This is a genomic window from Leptolyngbya boryana PCC 6306 (genome assembly GCF_000353285.1).
Lineage (GTDB): Bacteria > Cyanobacteriota > Cyanobacteriia > Leptolyngbyales > Leptolyngbyaceae > Leptolyngbya > Leptolyngbya boryana.
In genome coordinates this window covers 25,008-45,310 of the sequence record NZ_KB731326.1, presented here as the reverse complement: position 1 = coordinate 45,310, position 20,303 = coordinate 25,008, and the positions used below count along the sequence as shown (strand labels likewise).

18 protein-coding genes are annotated in these 20,303 nt (G+C 47.2%); all 18 read left to right on the top strand.

Annotation, left to right across the window (positions count from 1 at the left end; genetic code table 11):
• The first annotated feature begins 132 nt into the window (after positions 1 to 132).
• Positions 133 to 363 carry a hypothetical protein gene (locus LEPBO_RS0133375; RefSeq protein WP_017291942.1) on the top strand — a complete coding sequence of 77 codons (231 nt, stop codon included), beginning with the start codon at positions 133 to 135 and terminating at the stop codon, positions 361 to 363.
• A 537-nt stretch (positions 364 to 900) separates the two neighbouring features.
• Positions 901 to 1,509 (top strand): hypothetical protein, encoded by a 609-nt coding sequence (locus LEPBO_RS40610; protein WP_051077912.1) that lies wholly within the window; start codon positions 901 to 903, stop codon positions 1,507 to 1,509.
• A gap of 2 nt (positions 1,510 to 1,511) precedes the next feature.
• Positions 1,512 to 1,892, top strand: a complete 381-nt coding sequence (locus LEPBO_RS0133365) for a hypothetical protein (protein ID WP_017291939.1) — start codon at positions 1,512 to 1,514, stop codon at positions 1,890 to 1,892.
• Positions 1,893 to 1,899: 7 nt separating this feature from the next.
• Positions 1,900 to 2,166 (top strand): hypothetical protein, encoded by a 267-nt coding sequence (locus LEPBO_RS0133360; RefSeq protein ID WP_017291938.1) that lies wholly within the window; start codon positions 1,900 to 1,902, stop codon positions 2,164 to 2,166.
• Positions 2,163 to 5,075, top strand: a complete 2,913-nt coding sequence (locus LEPBO_RS39250) for a hypothetical protein (protein WP_017291937.1) — start codon at positions 2,163 to 2,165, stop codon at positions 5,073 to 5,075. Before LEPBO_RS0133360 ends, LEPBO_RS39250 begins: the two co-directional genes overlap by 4 nt.
• Complete coding sequence (locus tag LEPBO_RS0133350) at positions 5,072 to 6,184, top strand: hypothetical protein (protein ID WP_017291936.1); 1,113 nt, start codon at positions 5,072 to 5,074, stop codon at positions 6,182 to 6,184. The genes LEPBO_RS39250 and LEPBO_RS0133350 overlap by 4 nt, the downstream gene beginning before the upstream one ends.
• Positions 6,185 to 6,196: 12 nt before the next feature.
• Positions 6,197 to 7,270, top strand: a complete 1,074-nt coding sequence (locus LEPBO_RS0133345; protein ID WP_017291935.1) for a hypothetical protein — start codon at positions 6,197 to 6,199, stop codon at positions 7,268 to 7,270.
• A gap of 14 nt (positions 7,271 to 7,284) precedes the next feature.
• Positions 7,285 to 8,052: a hypothetical protein gene (locus LEPBO_RS39245; protein WP_017291934.1), complete on the top strand. Its 768-nt coding sequence runs from the start codon at positions 7,285 to 7,287 to the stop codon at positions 8,050 to 8,052.
• An 8-nt stretch (positions 8,053 to 8,060) separates the two neighbouring features.
• Entirely contained in the window at positions 8,061 to 9,593 is a 1,533-nt protein-coding gene (locus LEPBO_RS0133335; RefSeq protein WP_017291933.1) for a TrbI/VirB10 family protein, read from the top strand.
• A 9-nt stretch (positions 9,594 to 9,602) separates the two neighbouring features.
• The gene (locus LEPBO_RS0133330) at positions 9,603 to 10,364 is read left to right on the top strand and encodes a hypothetical protein (protein ID WP_017291932.1); all 762 of its coding nucleotides are present in this window, start codon (positions 9,603 to 9,605) and stop codon (positions 10,362 to 10,364) included.
• 28 nt (positions 10,365 to 10,392) lie between these two features.
• Positions 10,393 to 12,846 (top strand): hypothetical protein, encoded by a 2,454-nt coding sequence (locus LEPBO_RS0133325; RefSeq protein WP_017291931.1) that lies wholly within the window; start codon positions 10,393 to 10,395, stop codon positions 12,844 to 12,846.
• 59 nt (positions 12,847 to 12,905) lie between these two features.
• A complete protein-coding gene (locus LEPBO_RS0133320) occupies positions 12,906 to 13,301 on the top strand; it encodes a hypothetical protein (RefSeq protein WP_017291930.1) in 396 nt (131 codons plus the stop codon).
• Between the two features lie 183 nt (positions 13,302 to 13,484).
• A complete protein-coding gene (locus LEPBO_RS39240) occupies positions 13,485 to 14,126 on the top strand; it encodes a hypothetical protein (protein ID WP_017291929.1) in 642 nt (213 codons plus the stop codon).
• A gap of 94 nt (positions 14,127 to 14,220) precedes the next feature.
• On the top strand, positions 14,221 to 14,922 hold the full coding sequence (locus LEPBO_RS0133310) for a DsbA family protein (RefSeq protein ID WP_199326379.1): 702 nt from the start codon (positions 14,221 to 14,223) through the stop codon (positions 14,920 to 14,922).
• Positions 14,919 to 16,817, top strand: coding sequence for a type IV secretory system conjugative DNA transfer family protein (locus tag LEPBO_RS0133305; protein ID WP_017291927.1), 1,899 nt, complete (start codon positions 14,919 to 14,921; stop codon positions 16,815 to 16,817). The genes LEPBO_RS0133310 and LEPBO_RS0133305 overlap by 4 nt, the downstream gene beginning before the upstream one ends.
• Positions 16,818 to 16,826: 9 nt before the next feature.
• Positions 16,827 to 17,897, top strand: a complete 1,071-nt coding sequence (locus LEPBO_RS0133300; RefSeq protein ID WP_017291926.1) for a hypothetical protein — start codon at positions 16,827 to 16,829, stop codon at positions 17,895 to 17,897.
• Between the two features lie 63 nt (positions 17,898 to 17,960).
• Positions 17,961 to 18,281: a hypothetical protein gene (locus LEPBO_RS0133295; RefSeq protein ID WP_017291925.1), complete on the top strand. Its 321-nt coding sequence runs from the start codon at positions 17,961 to 17,963 to the stop codon at positions 18,279 to 18,281.
• A gap of 9 nt (positions 18,282 to 18,290) precedes the next feature.
• Positions 18,291 to 20,294, top strand: a complete 2,004-nt coding sequence (locus LEPBO_RS0133290; protein ID WP_017291924.1) for a hypothetical protein — start codon at positions 18,291 to 18,293, stop codon at positions 20,292 to 20,294.
• Positions 20,295 to 20,303: the final 9 nt, after the last annotated feature.

Below are 20,303 nucleotides of genomic sequence, written 5' to 3'. Positions count from 1 at the left end.
CACTCTGATGAATACCAGGCTATCTAAACCTATTTAACAGAGCTTACGGAGGAAGTACATCCCTCGATTAACGCTTTTGATCAAACCTCGCTCAAGGTTCTCGCCACGATCAGTGGAACTGCGGTTTCTGCAATGATTCGGGACATTCTCAGTCCATATCTTGAGTTTGCTAAACAAACGCTTAAAGAACAAGGCTGCATTAATGACATCGGACTTTTCTCTATGACACCTGAAGAAATCACCAAGCGCTTTGAAGCGGAAGTTACGGAAGATCCAGAGAAGTATTTGCGTTTGTTGTATGCCTACGGCGAGAAGCACAAACTTGATATTGAATCCTGGGTTAAACCAGAGAAACTGATGTAGCTCATCTTGCACAATCACTTTGTTTATTCACTGCCTTTGATCCTCATCAGAGGCAGTTTTTAATTAGATTTAGAGAAAATTTCAAACTGTGTTAAAAGCAGTTTTTAACAAGGATAAAATCACAAAAATCAAACTGCATTAATCTATATAAAATATTGAAGTTCATATAACTTTAAGCAGTATTTGTGCAGTTTGAGTTTTAACTTAAACTGCACAAATTATCGAATTCTACATACTAGAAATTGCAATGTTTACAGGCTTTTATAAGTTTAGTGAATCAGGAAAAATACCATAACCGCTGATATTGGATATTGCAAATTTACTTGCTCAGCCCCTTCTATATATCGTAGGATGCAGTCATCTCGCAGGCACTCTTTAGTCATAGTTTCGCCTCAGGAAATCAACGAGATTGCTGTCCATTTAAAAGAAATAAATAGCCTGATTAACACGCTTTGATTGACCAACAAATCGAGCTTGTTCAGAGCTTTTTTGCCTTTTTTTCTGTCAAAAAACTCCCTCCACTCACTTCTTTGACTTATGGGTATTGCTCTTTCCCGGTCGTCAGCTTTACAAAAGCTGAATTTGTGGTCGCAACTGCAAGCACCAATGCCAGCGACTAGCATCATCATTGGCATCATGCTATTGACGCTCGATCTGTCAATGCACAAACTAATCTCAACGCCATTGTATTTGCTTTCAACGATTCCGTTTCTTTTCCCCATTGCGATCGCAAATGCTTATGCTTACCTCGATCATTGCCATCAGCGAGCGCGGCTTGATCGCACCTTTAATCTGAGCTTCGCGACTATTTTTGGATTAATGATTGGAATTGGGATTGTTGCACTTTTGACTGTGCAAGCAGATTCCGCTAGTGCTCAGTTCTACGTCAATGCTGAGAAATGGATGACCGCAAATTTCAAAGGTCAAGGCGGACAAGATCTTACACCTGTCATTTCGCTCATCTTTAACTTTCTGCGTGCAATTCTATTGATCTATCTTGCGGTGTCTATTATTCGAGTCGTTCAAGCAAGGCAGCAAGAATCGGATTGGCAAGAGCTAGCGAAAACACCGATCGTCATTTTGGTTGTCTTGATTGTGGGTGATTTTATGGCTGGATTAATTATCGGGAACGCCGCAGGTGCGTAAGCATGAATCCACCTGAATTTCGCACCGTTAATCGGATTCTCGATTCTCGCCCTAGAGTAGGTCCAATTCCTGCCGATCTGATTATTCCTTGGTTTGCAATCGCAGTAGTGTTCTACACGGTGCTACAGGGACTCTTGCACGTTGGCTATCTCTGGACTGGGTTGAGCGTCGCCGGGGGTTGTGCAACTTGGTGGCTCCTGAATGGCTCTCGTCCATATCAGTTCTTATCCAAGTTCATCCAAACACCGAACTGGACGCGCGGCTATATCCGTTATCAGTCGCTCGCAGCATACCGATCTTCTACCAGACAGCGATATGAAAAAACCAAATCATCTCCAAACAGCAGAAAGAAAAAGGGTAGAAAAACATCCAAACCCCGATAGTTCACAAGTGTCTCAAGCTGATGCGCTGAGCAGAATCGAGGCTGGACTGAAAAATCTGCCCGTAAGCGATCGCATCGCGTTCTACATGAGCCATTTTCTCTCAGAACCTAAATGCCAACCTTTTCTTGCTCAACGAAGCGAGGATAGCCAAAGCCTTGAACTGTTTGGCACAACTCGATCGGGTAAATCTCGACTCATTGCCAGCGAAGTTCAGTCATTCCTAGCTTCGAGCCGCAAGAAACCCAGTTTCACCTTCCTCAATCTTCAACCATGAAGCTAGAACGCAAATCACAACACACGATCTCATCGAGCGATCAAGGCAACGCCAAGTGTCGTGCGATCGAGAACGAATTCAAAGCAGAATGCTTGATTCGCTATCAGCTAAAAGACGGCTCCACGGCAAGCTGCATTATGCTGCAATCCGGCAAAAAAGGTGCTGAAAGCTTGCAATTCATCTTCGGTTGGACATGTAAAGGCTTGCATACCTCGCTTACACCACGTCAAGAAGAAGATGCGTTCGATGCGATCGAGGCTGGACTGAAAGACCTTCCCGAAGGAGAACGGATCACCTTTCATATGGGCAGTTTTGCATCAGATGCTCAACGCCAATTGCAGCTTGATCAACTGATCGAATTAGCACCTACCCCGCAACTTAAGTTCTTGATCATGTCAGAAAAGCAGCGGGTACAGGATTTAACTTGGAAAGTTGATCACAATGGCGTTCGTCACCCAAAAGGGCTGCGAAAACCAAAGTTCTTAAGGGTCTACGCAACCTACACGATTTCATCAGAAACCGTAAAAGGCACTGACATCTGGGAAAAAATACTGCTTAAGCTTGAGAGCTTATTTCACAAATTCACTGGATTTGACACCCAAGCGGTGCAGCAAAGCTATGAAATTGCGTTTGAAAAAGCCTTTACCGATGGCTATCTCAACTACCAGCAGCTTCTCGATACCAAGATGCGTCTTGAGACCTACCCGATGGATGTCGTCGATCTCTGGGTTTCGCAGTGGCAAATTTTCAATAAGACTGAGACTCCACCTGTTCCCCAAATTCTGCACGTTACAGAAACAGGAATTCGTGAGGAAATCAATAGCGATGTTCACTTCACAACATTGCTACTGCACTCAGGTAGCCCCAAAGACGATCGGGCTTGGGTTCATGTCAATGGCAACTATGTTGCTCCGCTAGTATTTCTCGATAAGCCAGGAGGTTGGAGCACTAAATTTAACCAACTGTCCTACCTATGGCAAACACTCTCGCGTGAACCTGTAGTTGATACAGAGGTTTTCTGTCAAATCTCTAAAGCGAACCAAGGGATTGTCAAAGACAATATGCGTCGAGTGATGAAGCAAAGCTTGCTCGACCAAAGCACATCGATTCGCAAAAACACGATCGACGTTGCCGCATCATTGAGACAAACCAAAACCGTAAAAGCGCAGGAAGCTTTGTATGAAGGCGGTGTTGTCCTACAAACGGCAACCGTATTCTTGGTGCATCGCCCGACCGTTCATAAGCTCGATGAAGCGTGTCGCTATCTGAAAAGCTGCTTCTTGCGTCCAGCTTGGGTTGATCGCGAACGTGAATATGCTTGGAAAATTTGGCTGCAAACGCTCCTCATTACTTGGGATGGACTCTTAATTAAACCGTTTGATCGTCGGCTTGGCTATCTCACGAGCGAAGCTCCAGGCATGATGCCTGTTGTGACTCCGCGTGAAATTGATCGATCTGGATTCGAGCTAATTACTGAAGAAGGTGGCGTACCGCTGCATCTCAATTTTTACACTCAGTCACAGCCGCGCAATTTTGCCTTGTTCGGAACAACGAGATCGGGAAAATCGGTTCTGACTTCTGGAATTTTATCTCAAGCACTCGCTTATAAAATTCCAGTAATCATCATGGACTTTCCACCGTCTGAAGCTGCTTCAACGTTTCGGGACTGGTGCCGTTACCTCGGTGGAAGCTACTTCGACATCAGTAAAGAAGCCAATAATCTATTCGAGATTCCGGATCTATCTGGCTTTAACGACGAGGAATACGCTGAACGAATGCCACAGTACATCGACTTTTTGCAAACTGCGGTGATGACTTTGGTGTTCGGTGGCAAAGAGCCAACGACTTCTGACGATCGCAACTTCCGCCAAAGCATTCGATCAATTCTTGGTCCTGCCATTGCTCGATTTTTTGATGATTCAGACATTAAAGCTCGATATGCTGAAGCCCATCGAGCCGGACTCAATACTGAAGCATGGCTAAATATGCCAACGCTGAGAGATTTCTTCGAGTTCTTCAAAGCGCATGGCACCGATGGTCTCTCCGAATCGACGCGGCAAGACGATACCACGAAGAAATCGGTGAGTCAGATCGAGCGGCAGCTTGTTCTGTGGATTGATTCAACGACGGTTGGACGAGCGATCGCTCGTCCCTCAACTTTCCGAACCGATAATCCATTGTTGGTATTCGCACTGCAAGGACTATCCGATTCTGAAGATGCAGCCGTTTTAGCATTGTCTGCTTATGCAGCAGCCTTACGGCGTACCTTGTCTCATCGCCGCAGTATCTTCTTCATTGATGAATTTTCAGTTCTGATGGAATGGGAAGAAATTGCCAATTTAATTGCGCGTCTGTGTGCAAACGGAGGAAAAGCAGGGATTGAAACTGGGCTTGCGGCTCAAGACCCGAACACGCTCCTGAATTCGCCCGAAGCAGGACCAAAAATTATTCAAAACATTAGTACACGGCTTATTGGACGCATTCAGCCCGTTGCGATTAGCAGCTTCTGCAAATTCTTCGGATACCCGCTCGAACTGATTTCCGTCAACGCGGGTGAGCGCTTCTATCCCCAAGCGTCGGAGATGTATTCGCAGTGGCTCCTCGACGAAGGAGGTCGTCCAACCTTTGTGCGTTACTACGGTTCACCAATCTTAGTTGGGGTCGTCGCAAACAATCCGGATCAAACTGAATGTCGTCAAGCGTTTCTACAAGCTTATCCAAATCCTTACCAAGCGCTAGCCGCTTGGTCGAAAGAGTTTATTGCAGCAACTAAGAATCAGCGTCCCTACCGTAAACCGGAGTTGGCACCTACACCAGTTGAGACAGATCCATTACTGAATACGCTGCCTTCAGACAGCAGTGTGCAATCAAACGGAACGAAGCACTTACTTACAGGGAGGATTTTATGACACGAACTGTTCGACCCTCACGCAAACCATGTTTTGATCGGCGATCGATGATCATCGGCAGCACCGTGATGGCAGTACTGCTACCTTCGATCGCGCTAGCGGACGTATTTCTACCGAATGATGGCATTCTCAATCAAGCAGTTCAGGATGTCCTTGGCAAAGCCCAAAACCCGATCGGTGATATAAGTTCTACAATTTCATCGATTCAAGATCCAATCAACGGTGTGAGAACTCAGGTTGACGGCTTAATTGGTCAAATTCAAGCCTACATTCAGCAGTTTACGAAGATTCTGCCAACGCAAGCCGTTCTGCAAAGTCAAGTCGGCGAATACTTAAAGCACATCGAAACTGCAATTCAAAGAAATCAGGGCAGTTTAGGACTGCCCGATCCCAGTGCCACCCGCTCAGATATTCTAAACACATCGCCACAAACGACAAACATTGATGGCTTATATCCAGCAATTCTCGAAGATGGACAAATAACCCTACGAGCAACGAATCAGTTTAATCAAACGATTCTTGGCGGCGATGCTCAAAAACTGCATACTCAGGCGATGACATCGATCGCGCAGTCTGCCGCAGATGTCGGCATGATTAGTAAAAACTCACTCCAAGTTGCTCAATCTGTTGGACAGATTGCCCAAGGAACTCAGCAATTTGTCCAAAGCTCTGGGCAGATTGCTCAAACATCCATGACTCAAGCAGGCACCGTCAACACACTTGCAGTGAGGGCAAAAGCAGCGATATCAACCCAGGATGCAATCAAATTTCAGGCTGAGCAGAACGGGCAAATTGCCAACATTTTATCTGGGGTTTCGACGCAGCTCGCAGGTCACTCTAGCGGACTATCAAGCGTTGCAACTGAACTCTCTGGCATCTCTAATCAGCATGGACAAGCTTCTGCTCAGCTTGAAAAGATTGCAGCAATTCAAGGGGATCAAGCTGTGTCATTGCGATCGATCCAGGTCGGAACTGCTGTATCAATCGCAAATTTGAGTGATATCAGCCAAGGAATGCAAGGCGATCGTCAGCGGGCAGAAATTGCACGCCACGATGAGACTGCCAGTTTGACTGAAGCAAATAGCAATGGATTCAGAATGCTCCGTTGAGCTAGGGAACTTATGCAACTTCTAGGACAAATTGTAGATCCCGATACAAGCCTGAATATCAACGAAACGTTGTCCAGAGCCACGGCTGCTGTCTGGGATTCAAGCTGGCAATCTGCACTCAACGGACCACTTTATACTACGCTCACTCGACTTGGATTAACGCTTGCTGTGTTGTGCGGTGCGGTCTTCTTGCTACAATTTACCAAGAATATGCTCGAAGACGAAACAAATCGCCCACTCAGCGAACTATTCTGGATTGTTGTTGTGTTTGTACTGTTGTTCAACAATGGTGCTGCACTTGCTGGAGTCACAACGTTGATGCGCTCAATGGTCAACACGACCAACGAACAGGTCATCGGTGTGATTTCTCAGGATATTCGTGTTGATAAAATACTGTCAGCAATGGCAAACTATGCGTCGGTGCGTGGACAAATTGCAGAACTGAGCCATCGTTGCGATAGCTTCACGACAAATGACAAGGTGCAGGAGTGTCTCAAAAAGGTTGAGCAAGACGCACAAACAGCACTCAACGCAGTTCCGGCTGATGAACGAGCTGGAGCATGGTATGAGCAACTGGTAAAATTTGCAGCCGCTGCGATTCAAAATCCATTGGGGACACTAGCAGATGCCGCGACGACCGCTGCCGCAACTGCACTTAAAGCAACGACTGCCCCATTACTGACACTCGTTCAGATCATCTTGATGGCATGTCAAGTTGCCTTTCAACACCTCATCGAAGCATCACTGCTGCTAACAGCCTTGCTTGGTCCAATCGCGGTTGCAACATCCCTACTGCCGATCGGCGCAAAACCCCTATATGCCTGGATAACAGCTTTCTGGAGCTTAGGCATCTGCAAATTGAGCCTCAACATCATCACAGGTCTCATCGCAGTTGCAACTTATAACACCGGACCAAAAGATTTGTTTCCTGCCTCGATCGCGCTCGGTATCTTTGCACCCGTTGCGGCACTAGCTTTATCAGCAGGTGGAGGAATGGCAATTTTTAATGGGATTGTTGCTGCCATTGGCACCACCACTACGATTATCGCAAGCGGGGCAGCCGCTTTTGTCGGGGGCGGCAAATAAAGAGGAGAAATTTAATGCAAACGATTCAAAAAATCCGGCGTGAAAGCCGCAAGACAGCAAATCCACTCAACACCTTTGGCATTTTCGTCTTGGTTACGGGTGCGCTGAGTGTAATTAACACACTTGTAACGTTGCTGTTAGTCGGAGCTTTCTTTTCACTGGCTCACAAAAAGCCACCAACGCTCGTTCAGCTTGTTAATGGTAAGGCAATCTCGGTGGCAGCAATGTCGTCGAGCAACGATCGCGCTCCTGCTGTGGTTCGGCAGTTTGTAATGGATTCGATGATGGCTTTACTCAGTGCTACTGGTAAGCTTCCGCTTGAACCAGGTGCAAAACTAGGCTCAGAAGCGAGCGATGCTGGAATTTCTATCCGTACCAAATCCGGAGATCGGCGAATTTCAACGCTCTCTTGGCAAAGTAGCTTTGCGCTATCTCAAGATTTTCGTCCTCAAGCGATCGCAAGCATTGCTGACTTAACTCCTCCCGGAGCCTTCAATGGACAGGCACAAATGACCTTGATTACTGACAAGCTATCTGATCCAGAAAAAATTGCCGATGGTCAGTGGAAGCTCATTTTAATTGCTAGGCTTGAAACTTTTTCAAGCAACCATCCGGAGGGTATCAGCGTTCCCTTTAATAAAGAAATTTTTGTACGAGCGATTGATACTCCAACTCCTGGAGATTTGACCTCAACGCTGCAAAGAGCAGTTTATCAAACTCGACAAGCTGGGCTGGAGATCTATGGAATGCGCGACTTTCAACCTGGAAATCTCAAACCGTAGGAGGCAAAATGACATCTGAACATCCTACAAGTACCATTGAGCCAAACGAAGCCCAGTTGTGGGAGTTTCTTGATTCCCAAACGCAACGCTCTGCGCCCACTGCTGAAGCTGCTTCAACCGACAAGGGCACTGATGAAGAATTTGACCCGGAGCTTGATCCGGATGTTGAAGAAGATCCGACTGAATACCAAACGCAGGTGTCCTGGGTCTCCAGTCCCTACTCACGACTGTTACTTGGTGGTGGACTGGTGTTTGCGGTGATCGGTTCACTTGGTGTATTCCTGTCAGGCGTAATGAATAGCGTGAATTCGGCAGCGCAACAGTCATCGCCGAAACCCGATGCTAAATTTGCGTCTCCAATGGTGCCAGGGAGTAACGGTGATGCAGTTGGGGACTATAAATCTGCACTTGCGTTTCAATCGCAGCAAGAAGAACTCAAGCGCCAAAAGACATCCGCGAAAGCACAACCCAAAGTAAAGCAACCCGCACAACTGCCGAGTTCAAAATCCAGTCCTGAACCGATCTCGCCTACGATCACAGAGCGGGGTACAAGCATTCCCACTCCTGTTAGAGTCGCAACATCTAGTTTACCGAGACCTGTCTCACTACCCTCCCCGGTTCTGTCGCAGCCGCCTTCGGTTGTCAGATCGATCCCGCCCGTTGCGCGGGCAACTAATCCAGACGAAGAGTGGGAGCGTCTTTCAGGTGCAGCAACGTTTGGCAGTGTTCCTACGGCATCAGCACAATCCCCGATCGCAAATGCTTCAGATACGATATCTGACATCCCGACTGAAACAACTCCGCGCACAAGCTTAGACACAGCCTCCACAAGACAGGTTGAGGCTACTGCGAATCCCACCACTCTTGCTGCTTATGTCGCTCAGTCAGGTACAGGCGCACGCAAGTTGCTTGTTGGAACTCACGGCAGGGCAACGCTGGTCACTCCAGTCGTTGCAACTGGCAGCGAAACTTCGGCAACGACTCCAAAATTTATCCTCAAGCTAAACGAAGCGATGCAAGACCCGAACGGACTCATAGTACTTCCGCAAGGCACTCAGATTGTCTGTACTGTGCGATCTCTCGATGCTAGATCCGGACTGGCTGATCTAGTCGCAGACACTGTAATTATTAACAATCAGGAGTATTCGCCGCCGAGCGGAGCCATCACAATTCGCGGCGGTGACGGCGGTGCAATTTTAGCTAATAAGCTGAATGATCCAAGACGTGAAATGGCAGCAAGAGATCGCTCACTCATGCTATCCGGCGCATTGTCGAAAGTCGGCGAAATTTTAAACCGCTCGACTTCAGAGGCTTCGATTTCGTCAATTAATGGTGGCAGCGGTAGTTCAGCTACCTCGGTTACAAATTCGCGTCCGAATGTTGCTGGTGCAGTACTTCAAGGTGCGTTTTCTGCTTTATCGCAAATCCAAACGGCGCGTAGCCAAAAAGTGGCTGAAGACCTCGCAGCTCGCCCAACGCTCTGGTATATCCCATCTGGAAAAGCGTTACAGGTTTATGTTAACCAAACGATCGAGTTCTAGGAGGCACACATGAATGTTCGCCTCGCTTGCTTACTGTCCACGATTGCACTTTGCATGACTGTTCTTCCGATTCGGGCTAGCACAATTCAATCGATCACCAGCCGCGATGCTCAAGGCGTGAATGGCTTACCCGCGATCGAGCTACCGCTTGGTCATACTGTCAATTTAAGCTTTATTCCATCTGGTGAAATTGTCCGGCAAGTTCGTCTCGACGATCGCTCGAAGGTAGTTCTAGGCTTTGATTCTCCACTTTGCTCAATCACGGCGAATTCAGGGAGTGGATCAGGCTGTAGTTCCGGGGCAACAGTTATCTACCTCCGCCAGCTTCGGAATGCAATTGCCTTTCCAAGAAACGCAAGAGCATCTTATCAGGCGGCAGGAATCCAAAATACAACGCTGATAGTGATTACGTCGCGCTCTAACGGCAGTAATCGAAAACTTTACGAGTTTGAACTGCGATTAGTCAAACAATCTAAAACCAATATTAGAACAATACAGATTGTGGCTGATAATGGTCAGGCTTCACAGTCAATTAGAACTCGCCCTAGTCAAAACCGAAAGAGTAATGTTGATCAGCAAAATATTCAAAAAGTTCGACAAGGGCTTGCGATCGCAGAAGCGAAGTCTTTGATTGCACCAAACAGTCTGGTTCGTGACAGTTTGAAAAAGTTTTTTTCACTTGTTGAGTCTGGGCGATCGTTTGATGATGCCGTATCTAGTTCTGGCGTTCCGACTGAATTTATTGATTGGCTCATGACGCTTGCTTTATAAGCTCCCTTTTCTACCTAACGATTCCGCTATGTTTAGATTAATTGTTCGGGTCGTTTTACTGTTCGTAATTTGCCTAAGCGCCACGCTAGGACCCGTAAACGTCGCCCAAGCCCAAACAACCGAGGCAGCAATGCCAACACAAACGCTGCAAGTTCAAACGAATGCAGGAATGCAGTCGGTTGAAGTTCCTGATTTTGGCGCAGTCAGCTTAAAGCAATTTCCACAGATTCAGGTTGATCGTGACCTTCTCTCTCAGCTTCAACAAATCTCACCGAATTCTGATTTTAGCCAACTGGTTCCAGGTGCGTATGTCGATCCTACGCAGTATCTCCAAATTGGCTCAATTTCTGGAGGTGAGGCATTTGGAATTGGGCAACTCAGTATCAGTCAGATTGCGCGTTTATCCAGAGCGAATTTACAATCGCTCAACCTCGCTCATCTTGGTGATGTAGTCAAGCTGCAAACGCCTACAAGCCTCATCGAAGATATTCCCGGTTTTGGCAATTTACCCATTCAGCGGGCAAAACCACTTGTTCAACTGGCAATGCAAAGCTTGCAAACTAAGCTTGGTGTGCCGATTGATCCCACTCGAAATATCGATTTTGAGCATTTACCACTTCAGTTTGAACAAGTAGCAACCGTGTCAGATTTAGTCAAAGCATTTCCAGACATTGCCAAATTGCCGCTTAAATCGCTAGGAGATTTCAAACTGACATCATTCAAACTCGATGATTTACCGGGATTATCGACTGCCCCCCTCGATCAGCTTAAGGTAGCAGATCAAGCATTGCTCAAAGACCTTAACTCGGTTGGACTTGGTAATATTCCGCTATCAAAATTCCCCGTTGCACCAAAACTCGCTCAAGGAGTGCGGTTCGCTGAGGTCGATGTGGTGCTCGGACCAAAAGAGCAAAACCGTTTGCGGGTAATTAGTGGAACCATCCCCCGTCGAGACAAATTCGAGGAGGTTGAATGTCCAGGTAAGTCATGTCCGCACATTGAGATGCACGATATGATGACAACGCAGTATTCTGGCTTTGCGTGGTTAGACGGTCGATTACAGGCTAAAGACGGTTATGGACCACTTTGCATTCCATTTGGCTGCAAGGGACCTGTGGGTAATCATCCGTTTGGCAAAGCATTTCGTGTTGTGGTAACTCGTCCACAAGAAGACAAAGGCAGCATTACCGTAGGATTAAAGTTTCGTGCCTGTAAACGACTGCCTTTTGTCGGAAAGACCTGTACGCCTTACTTCTTCCCGCCCGGTGACGCAGGAATGCCGATCGGCTCATTCCGCGAAAAGCAAATTATCCCATTTTTGCCACCAAGCACTGGAAAGGATGTCACCGGAGACGACTATACACCACCAGAGATAGCGACAGAAGAAGATAGCGGCAGTGATACTTGTTCTGCAAGCTTGCCGATCGACCTTAAGCACCTCGATGCTGTCACTCAGGCTGTAATTAATGCAACCCCTACAGATCACGGAGAGCGAAAACGTGCAGCACAGTACATTCCCTACATTATGCGGTCTTGTGCCAAGGCTGGATTGACTGATTCTGCACAGCTTGCTTATGCTTTGGCAACTGCCCGTCACGAAACGGATCACTTCAACACAATGGAGGAATATGACAAGCGAGCCTATGATGCGTGTGGCATAGGCGAAGGCATGATTCAAGTGACGCACTGCTATGAAAAAACCAAAATTATGAAGCGCCTCGGAATGAAGTATGGGGGTGTTTCCGACAAGCGATTACAAGATTTCAATACGGCTGCTGATGCTTTATGTGTGGGACTAAAGGAAGGCTTCTATGGTCAAGCTCGCCCGATCGCCCAGTGCTTTTCAGGTGGGAGAGCAAACTATAGCTGTGCCCGTCAACAAGTCAACGACCATGACCAGATTGAGCTGATTGCAAGCCATGCTCGCAGCTACCAAGCCGCACTTGAACGAGCAAGAGCAGCAACCCCTGGAACTCCTCCCTCGATTAATGCCCCAAATGCTCAACTGACAGGTGCAACAACTTGCCTTGCGTCGGCTCCGGCAAGTGGATCAGTGAACGATCGCGTCCTCAAATCAGCCCTTGCGAATAAAGGAAAGATCAATCAGTGCAATGATCCAGCAACCGATTATGGTCGTAACGGCTGTATGGTTGCAGTAGACACAGTGCTAAAGCGAGCAGGATTGCCAATGTTTGGTGGTAGCCAACCTGCGCTCAGCATTACATCTGCAATCGACGGCTGCAAAAATGGAAGTCGCGGTACCCTTGTCAACGCAAGCGATGCGAAAGCAGGCGATATCTTAATCATGGATGACAGCGTTGCTGCTGGACATATTGGGATTTGCACCAGTGATGGCTGTAAAACCACAATATCTAACTCATCGGGTCGGTGTAATTTCGTTTGGGAAAGCGATGGTTGTTTTAGCGGGTCGTATGGCTGTAATGGCAGATTTACTCGCTATCTGTGCCGAGTCAAAGTTTAAGTTTCAGAACACGTCACGATTTTGATATTAGAATCACGTCATTTTATAGGAACAAGCTCATGCAAAGACGATTACTACTATTACTGACTTTGTTTTCGCTTCCGATCATGATGAGCATCGCGTCGAAGACTTCTGTTCAAGCTCAGTATGTACCAAAGAATCCGGATGAAACAGCGATCGTTCAGCTTGTTAGAAGCCGATATCCAAAAGCTACGGTGACACGACTGGCGATTGCAGATCGCTATGGACTGTATTCGTGGGTAGATGGAGAAACAGGTGGACAAACGGTGGTGTTAAAAGATTTAACTGCGAATCAATGGCAATTTGTACGTGGAACTGGAGGAATGCTGAGAGCAGAAGATATCACAGGCTTCGGTGTTCCGCAACCAACTGCGCTCAAACTTGTAGACGCAATTCAACAGCAAATCCGATCTAGCTCCCGTACTAGAGAGTGAATTTATCCGATATCTCCCATTGTTGCATCCATGCACACCCGTGGGAGTTCAAACCCCATCGCTTGAAGTTCTGCTTTCTCTGTTTCATCATTCACCACAACCGCTGTAACAGCACTAAAAAAACCATGTTGTACTTTCTTTACCTGCTGCTATGCCATAGAATTTCACACTCCTGGAGAATTTATGAAATTGATTAATCAATGGATTTGCCGCTATCTGATCGTGTTTCTGTGTGCTTGTTTACTGATATTTAAAGCGACACCCGTTCTCGCTCAGGCAACAAGCATCGAACCTGGTATTCCGGATGCCACTAATTTGTTCAATCCAATTCTAGTTCAACTACAAATGACCGGAATTCCGCTGCGATTACCTACTTATATTCCAAGCAGTGGACAGCGCAACAAAGACTCAACATCAGAAGCTGAGGCACGACGACTGAAAGCTTATGCTGTCATCGATCGTGCCACCCCGAATGGATACGCTGTGATACTAGGCTATAGTCCAACCTGTTCTGGTGGAAATGCTTGTCGGTTAGGAACCGTTTCGGCAACTCGCAAAACAGACGGCACACCCGCGATCGAGGAAGCTTATGGATTCATGAAAGACCCAGCCTTCAAAGGACTGCGTTCAAAGCAGTTGATGGCAAAAGTACAGCTCACGAACCAAATCGAAGGCTATTTCATCCCTTGGATCTGCGGTGCGAACTGCAACGATGCCAAGGTCGTCTGGGATGAGAAAGGGGTTCGGTATGTCGTTGGAATCAAAGTCGGAGATCGAGACTCCCTAGTTGCAATGGCAAACTCTGCAATTCAACCTCGTACCTAATTTTTTAAGAACGACAATCATGATAAAGCAAATGACTTTTGTACAAAAATTTTATTGTACGCTGGCTCTCTCGATCTCACTGTGGACAATATTCTTGCCACAGTCAGTTGTTCTTGCAGCCCAACCACAGACCATTGATTCAACCAACATTGAAGCGGAGGTATTAAGCATTATCCGAGCGCACCCGGATGTGTTAATCGGCGCAATCACAGCCTATCAATCCGAACAAGAGAATCAAAGGACGCAAGATCAATCTCAAGCATTAGAGCGCTTCAAGCAGTCGCCAACAACGGTTCTAGGTCAATCTCCAGCAATAGGTGCAGGGCATGGGAAACTACTGCTAGTTGAATTTTCAGATTTTGAGTGCCCGTTTTGCGCCAAAGCTCATATTGACCTTCAGAAACTGGTCGCTGACCGCTCCGACGTACAGCTTGTTTACAAACATCTGCCGTTAGTGAGCATTCATGCTCAGGCGATGCCTGCGGCGTTAGCAGCATGGGCAGCCGCGCAGCAAGGAAAATTTTGGCAGTATCACGATGCCTTGTTTACTCATCAATCTGATCTCGGTGAACCGTTGTATTTCGATATCGCTCGCACCCTGAAGTTAAATTTAGACCAATTCGATCGCGATCGCAGATCGAACGCAGCGCTCTCCGCCGTTCGCGCAGATGTTGATCTCGCAAATCGACTGGGCATTTCAGGCACACCCTCGTTTATTGTCAGCCAAAATCAAACGGTTGAACTGTTTTCTGGTTCGGATCTATCGCCGATCAAAGCTGTCCTCGATCACGCATGAACAAGCTAATTCGCCCATTTCAAGCAGCGCTGTTCGGTCTCGGTATCGCACTCTCACTAAGTTTATTGAGTGCGACCTCGATGCAGGCACGTTCGCGTGTGCCAGAGGCATCGCAATCTCTAGCAGCCGCTACGCCAAATAGTCCAACCGTCCAGGCGATTCAAAAACAACTTTTTTCACCGAATGGTGCAGTCATTCTCACGGCTGTGGTGGGCTTGATTTGGCTCAATCGTCAAGATGGAGGGCGAGTCAGCAAAAAAAATCGGTTGGCAACCGCACAATGGGCAGGCAAAAAAGAGAAGCGTGCTGCCCGCCGACTCGCTCATCGCCAAATCAACGATCGTCGGCGCAATGCCGTCACGCTGTTTGTCGTCAAACCTCAACTCCAGTTTCTTCCGACTGCGGTTTCAAAACCTGGTCAGCCGACACCGACTGAACCTGGGGCAACGGTCGTCCGGATCAAAGATGATACCAAAACGCTTTGGCTTACCGAAGCTCAAAGCGGAACGGCAGTTGTCGGTGGACCTGGAACCGGAAAAACCCACTCAATCATTGATCCCTCACTGAGATCGGTGATTGATCAGGGGTTTCCGCTCATTCTTTACGACTTTAAGTACCCGATTCAAAGTGAGCGCATCGCAGGCGTTGCAGCGAAGGCAGGATACGAAGTGCGAGTCTTTGCTCCTGGCTTTCCAGAGAGCGATGTCTGTAACCCACTCGACTTTATTCGGGACATCGATGATGTTGAGATGGCGCGGCAGATCGCGATCGTTCTCAACCGCAACTTCAAGCCCGGAACCCAAACGGTTGAAGATCCGTTCTTTACTAATTCTGGCGATCAACTGATTCAAGCCGTCCTGCTGCTCGCAAAGAGTACCCCGTACCCAGACATTATTACCTGCGCTAAAGCACTCGGTGCCCCGAATCTAGCCGCACGAATGCAAGCAGCCGATTTACCGACCTGGATCGAAACAAGCTTTGGGCAACTCATCTCAATGGCAGATAGTGAAAAAACAGTTGCGAGCGTCATTTCGACAGCAAGCATTTTGTTCAGCCGATTTATGAGTCCAACAATCCTGAGCGTGTTTTGCGGCACATCGACAATTCCGCTAACGCTTTCTGGAAAGCAACTGTTAATCCTTGGCATGGATCAAGAACGCCGCGATGTGGTAGCACCGCTGCTTGCCACAGTTCTACACATGATTGTGACCAAAAATGCGAACCCGAACCGCAAAGATCCGCTCGTGCTTGCACTCGATGAGTTGCCGACTCTCTACATTCCGGATCTGGTCAAATGGATTAACGAGTTTCGCGAGTATGGCTTATCGTGTCTGCTTGGCTTTCAAAACCTAGCACAGCTTGAGAAAGTCTACGGTCGCGAGACGGCGAGGGCAATCTTTGGGGGGTGTGCTGGAAAAGTCATCTTCAATCCCCAAGAATACGAGTCGGCTGATGTCTTCTCGAAGTTCCTCGGCGAAGAGCATTTGCAATACAAAGGTCGATCGCGCAGCATGGGTGGAAAAGGGGGGGCTAGTACGAGTATTTCACAACAGGAACGAACTCGTAAGCTGTTTGCTCCCGAACAGTTTCTCAGATTGCCGCAAGGAACGTGCATTCTGCTCAATCGAGGATACAGCAACAAAGATGAAATTTCTCTACCACTTCGCTGCACGATTAAGATTCCCAAAGCGGACACTCAGCGAATGGAGATGAGCCAAGCAAAGTGGCAGAAAGTAAAAGCGCGACTAATCAAAAAAAGTTCACAAACACGAATTGACGATGCCGCAATGCGGTTGCGGAAAGAGTATTTTCTGGAGACTTACCCACTAGAGAAAAAAGTTGACCCGAATGTTGAAGAAACGGCAGCCTGGGCGATCGCGGCTGGATTGTTGTAGGAGGGCGAGATGGCAGACGTATTTATCGACAAAGGTGACGCACAATCAGCAATCAATAGCTACCTGCATATGTGGGAACGCATTGCAGAAATTCTGCTGCTGCTGCGCTTTCTTCAGTTACAGACACAATCGAGGTCACCGAAAATCGGTGTAGAAATCGAAGATGTTCCTCCGGAGATCGAAGTGCAGTATGAATCTCCAAACGAGCTTGCTGGAACAGCACCCTACTTGTTGAGGGCAGGAACAGCGCCAGCTATTCAGCTTGAAGGGATTTCTGAACCGATCGCACTGCCACCGAGAGTGACAGCTGCACTGCAAGAACTTGCTGGAACGAATCCTCATTTGCTAGAACCGAGAACAACGGTGGGTCAACTGACAGGAAGCGTCCCCCCTGCACTCTTGCCTTCCCTTCCAGCCGCAATTCAGCCTCAAGTCCTACCGACATCAACAGAACTCGAATACTCAAAACACCGAATTCTTGCAGATACTGTTGCAAAACTTACAAACGCCTATGGAAGTGAAGGGCATTATGCTGCTGAGAACTATACTATTTCTGTAGATCAGAGTATCTATACTATTTGCAACGAAGAAGGGAATGAGGTACTTGTCTTTCAAGTTAGCGACAACGGCGAGTACCACGTCATCAAGAATGACCTCTCGTTCTCGCAAGAGCATGACATTATTATTTCGCGTCTCAACATTGAGATACATGGGCTTGATTCCATTACAAGCGATCACACGTTCAACGAACAAACACAAAATTTAGGCGGTCTAGCACCACGAGGAGCAAAGGCAGCTTATGTTGCGAACTATCTGCTCGATGGATACGATACAGACAAGTTCAACCGTCCGAACAGTAAGTATAGTATCAGCCGTGATACCCACGGAACGTTAACAATTACCCGCAATGAAGACGGCTACTGTTTACTCAAAGCAAAAGACGGAGAAATTTTAATTGCAAATCTCACTCCAGACGAACAGCAGGGCTTTAGTCAGATTTATCAGAAAGCGCGTGAGAATCCGGCAATTCAAAAACAGCGCCCTATCCTTTCATCTTCGGTATCCATTGAACGGGAATAAGTTTTCGCCTGAATTAAATCTGTTTTAATGAAGTCCACCTTGTCAAGCTCAACAGTAACCCCTATGAATTTATCCTTTCAAGCTCTTGCCGTATTAACAAAAGAACCAGAAATTTTTGCTGAAGTCACAGAAGCAAACAATCAGTTGCCATTTGCGCCTGACTATCAACCAACCCACATTCAGATCCGCTTTGATGACGTTCCGTGTCTTGAAGTTGTTGATGGAGTTGCAGCCGTACTAGTTAATTGCCCGGTGAACTACAAACCTCCGTTTACTGCATTCTATTTTGACCACTCGCTCGCACTGTTTCTCATCAACGGCGAAGCGATCGTCGATCGCACTCACGCAATGGCAAATCTCGATCTTCAGTTAAACCCAACCTAGCAACTTTCTATGAGCAGCGAACAAGATATCTCTTCAATTGAGCCACAACCGACTGCTGACTCTATCAGTAAAACTCTGATCGACGAACTTGTTCGTAATTTATCTGGACGAGCAGGAATTGATTTCGAGCCAGGAGAACTTAGAATTCAGCTAGGGCGAAGAGTCGTCTACGGAACGGTCGGTAAAGAGCAACGCAGTGATCTTGATGAGGCTAGAATTGTATTGCTCAAAGCGGCAATCATAAAGCCTGTATCAACCGAGCTGAATTCGAGCGAAGCGGAAGTTGGAACTCCATCTACGATCAAAATCAGCGTTGGTAAGACTGTTCTATTTGAGCAGACCGGGGGTGTGGTCAAGATCAATGCGTTTGAACTTCCTGAGTTGGAGATTGCAAATCCTGAAATCTTGGAGCCTGAAACCAAAACCGAATTGCCTAGTGCTTTTGAAGAAGCTTCAATCGAAGCAGAACGACCTGTTATCAGCAGCACTCCAATCGATCTAAACGGTACAGATGAAGATAGAACACGCCAAACAGTTTCACCAACACTTGTAGAACCGATTTCAACACCGTTGCAAGCACAGGAACCGTTAAACCTAGTGTTATCTGAAGTTCTATCGGAACAGACACTTGACATCATCGAAGGCAAGCAGAGCAATCAAAGTCCCGAAGCGTCATTCTACCAAGTTGCTCGTGAAGTAAACGGATGGAAGAATTGGGCAGAGCAGCGAAGCCTGAGTATTGACGTAGCTTTACAGGATATACTCGATCGCGTGACCGCTACATTAGGCTTAAATTCGACTCAAACTGAAGCTGTGATTGATCGAGTTTGGCAAGAACCTGTACAACAGTTCTCGGACGAGCAATCGCTCCACGCCTGCTTGTCTGTGGTGAGTCAGGTTGCTGAGATAAGTCGCCCGATGGACGAGGTGATTGATCGAGTTTCTCCACTCACTGCTAATCCCACAGAACAAGAAACATTCAACCATCGACAAGCATTGTTCGATCAACCTGAAACTGTACTTGATCCAAGTAGAGATCTTAGTTCTCCTGAAGCCCCAGTGGAGGTTATCGCTGAGTTAGCGATTAGTCAAGTTGAACTTCAGTCGCCTCAAGCTTCCAGTCCGGCAAATACTCTAGTTCCAGAGATTGAGACATTAAAACCGTCCGCGCTCAATACGATCGCGATCGTCACTCAACAAATTGAGGCGCTGCCACCTAGTTCAACAAAGCAATTCTTTCAACGATTAACCGCAGATATTAAGCAGCAAGCAATCAAAGCAACAACCAGTATTCAGCAGGGTCTAGAAAGCGAGCAGTTTCAATCACTCAAAGCAAAGGCTCAATCAAGAGCAAAAGCTGACACGGAAAAAACACTTCAAGCGGTCGGGCAGGGCATTGCATCTGCTGGAAACTGGATTGCCTCGCTTCCTGAAGCAAAACGAGAGCACCAGGCTGCACAAACAGTGCTAGCACTCTATCAATATGGGTTTGACCGCACACAGGAGCGAGCATTTCGCTACGAAGGATTCCAGGTTCGCCTTGAAGGACGCAACCAATTTATCCTTAATGATCAAGTCGGAAATCTTCTACTCAAATTTAAGGCGGAAAAACCGTTAATCGGAACAGAGCCAAGAATTACGATTACTGGAAAATCTAACTCAGGTATTTCCAGGGCGCAGTACGAAGCACTAGAACTCGTTCAGCAAACACCCCAGGCTCTACGCCGAGGCACCGATGAGGCTGAACAGCAGTATGCACAGAAGGTTCAATTTGTTGTTGGTGTGGTGCGAAAACTTGGACCCGGAAAAGGCAATCACTTTGAAGTCAAGCAGGAAGACGGAGGAGCATTAACCGTTCAGGCACTAGACGGACGCAAATATAGTGAAATTCTGCGCCTTGAACCGACTGGTCGAGTCGAATCTGCCTTGTTAAAGCGTGATGTTGAGCGCTTCATTGCTGCTCATCAGAAGCTAGCAAAATCGAAAGACCACTCGTTGGAACCTGTCCGTTAAGTCAATAAC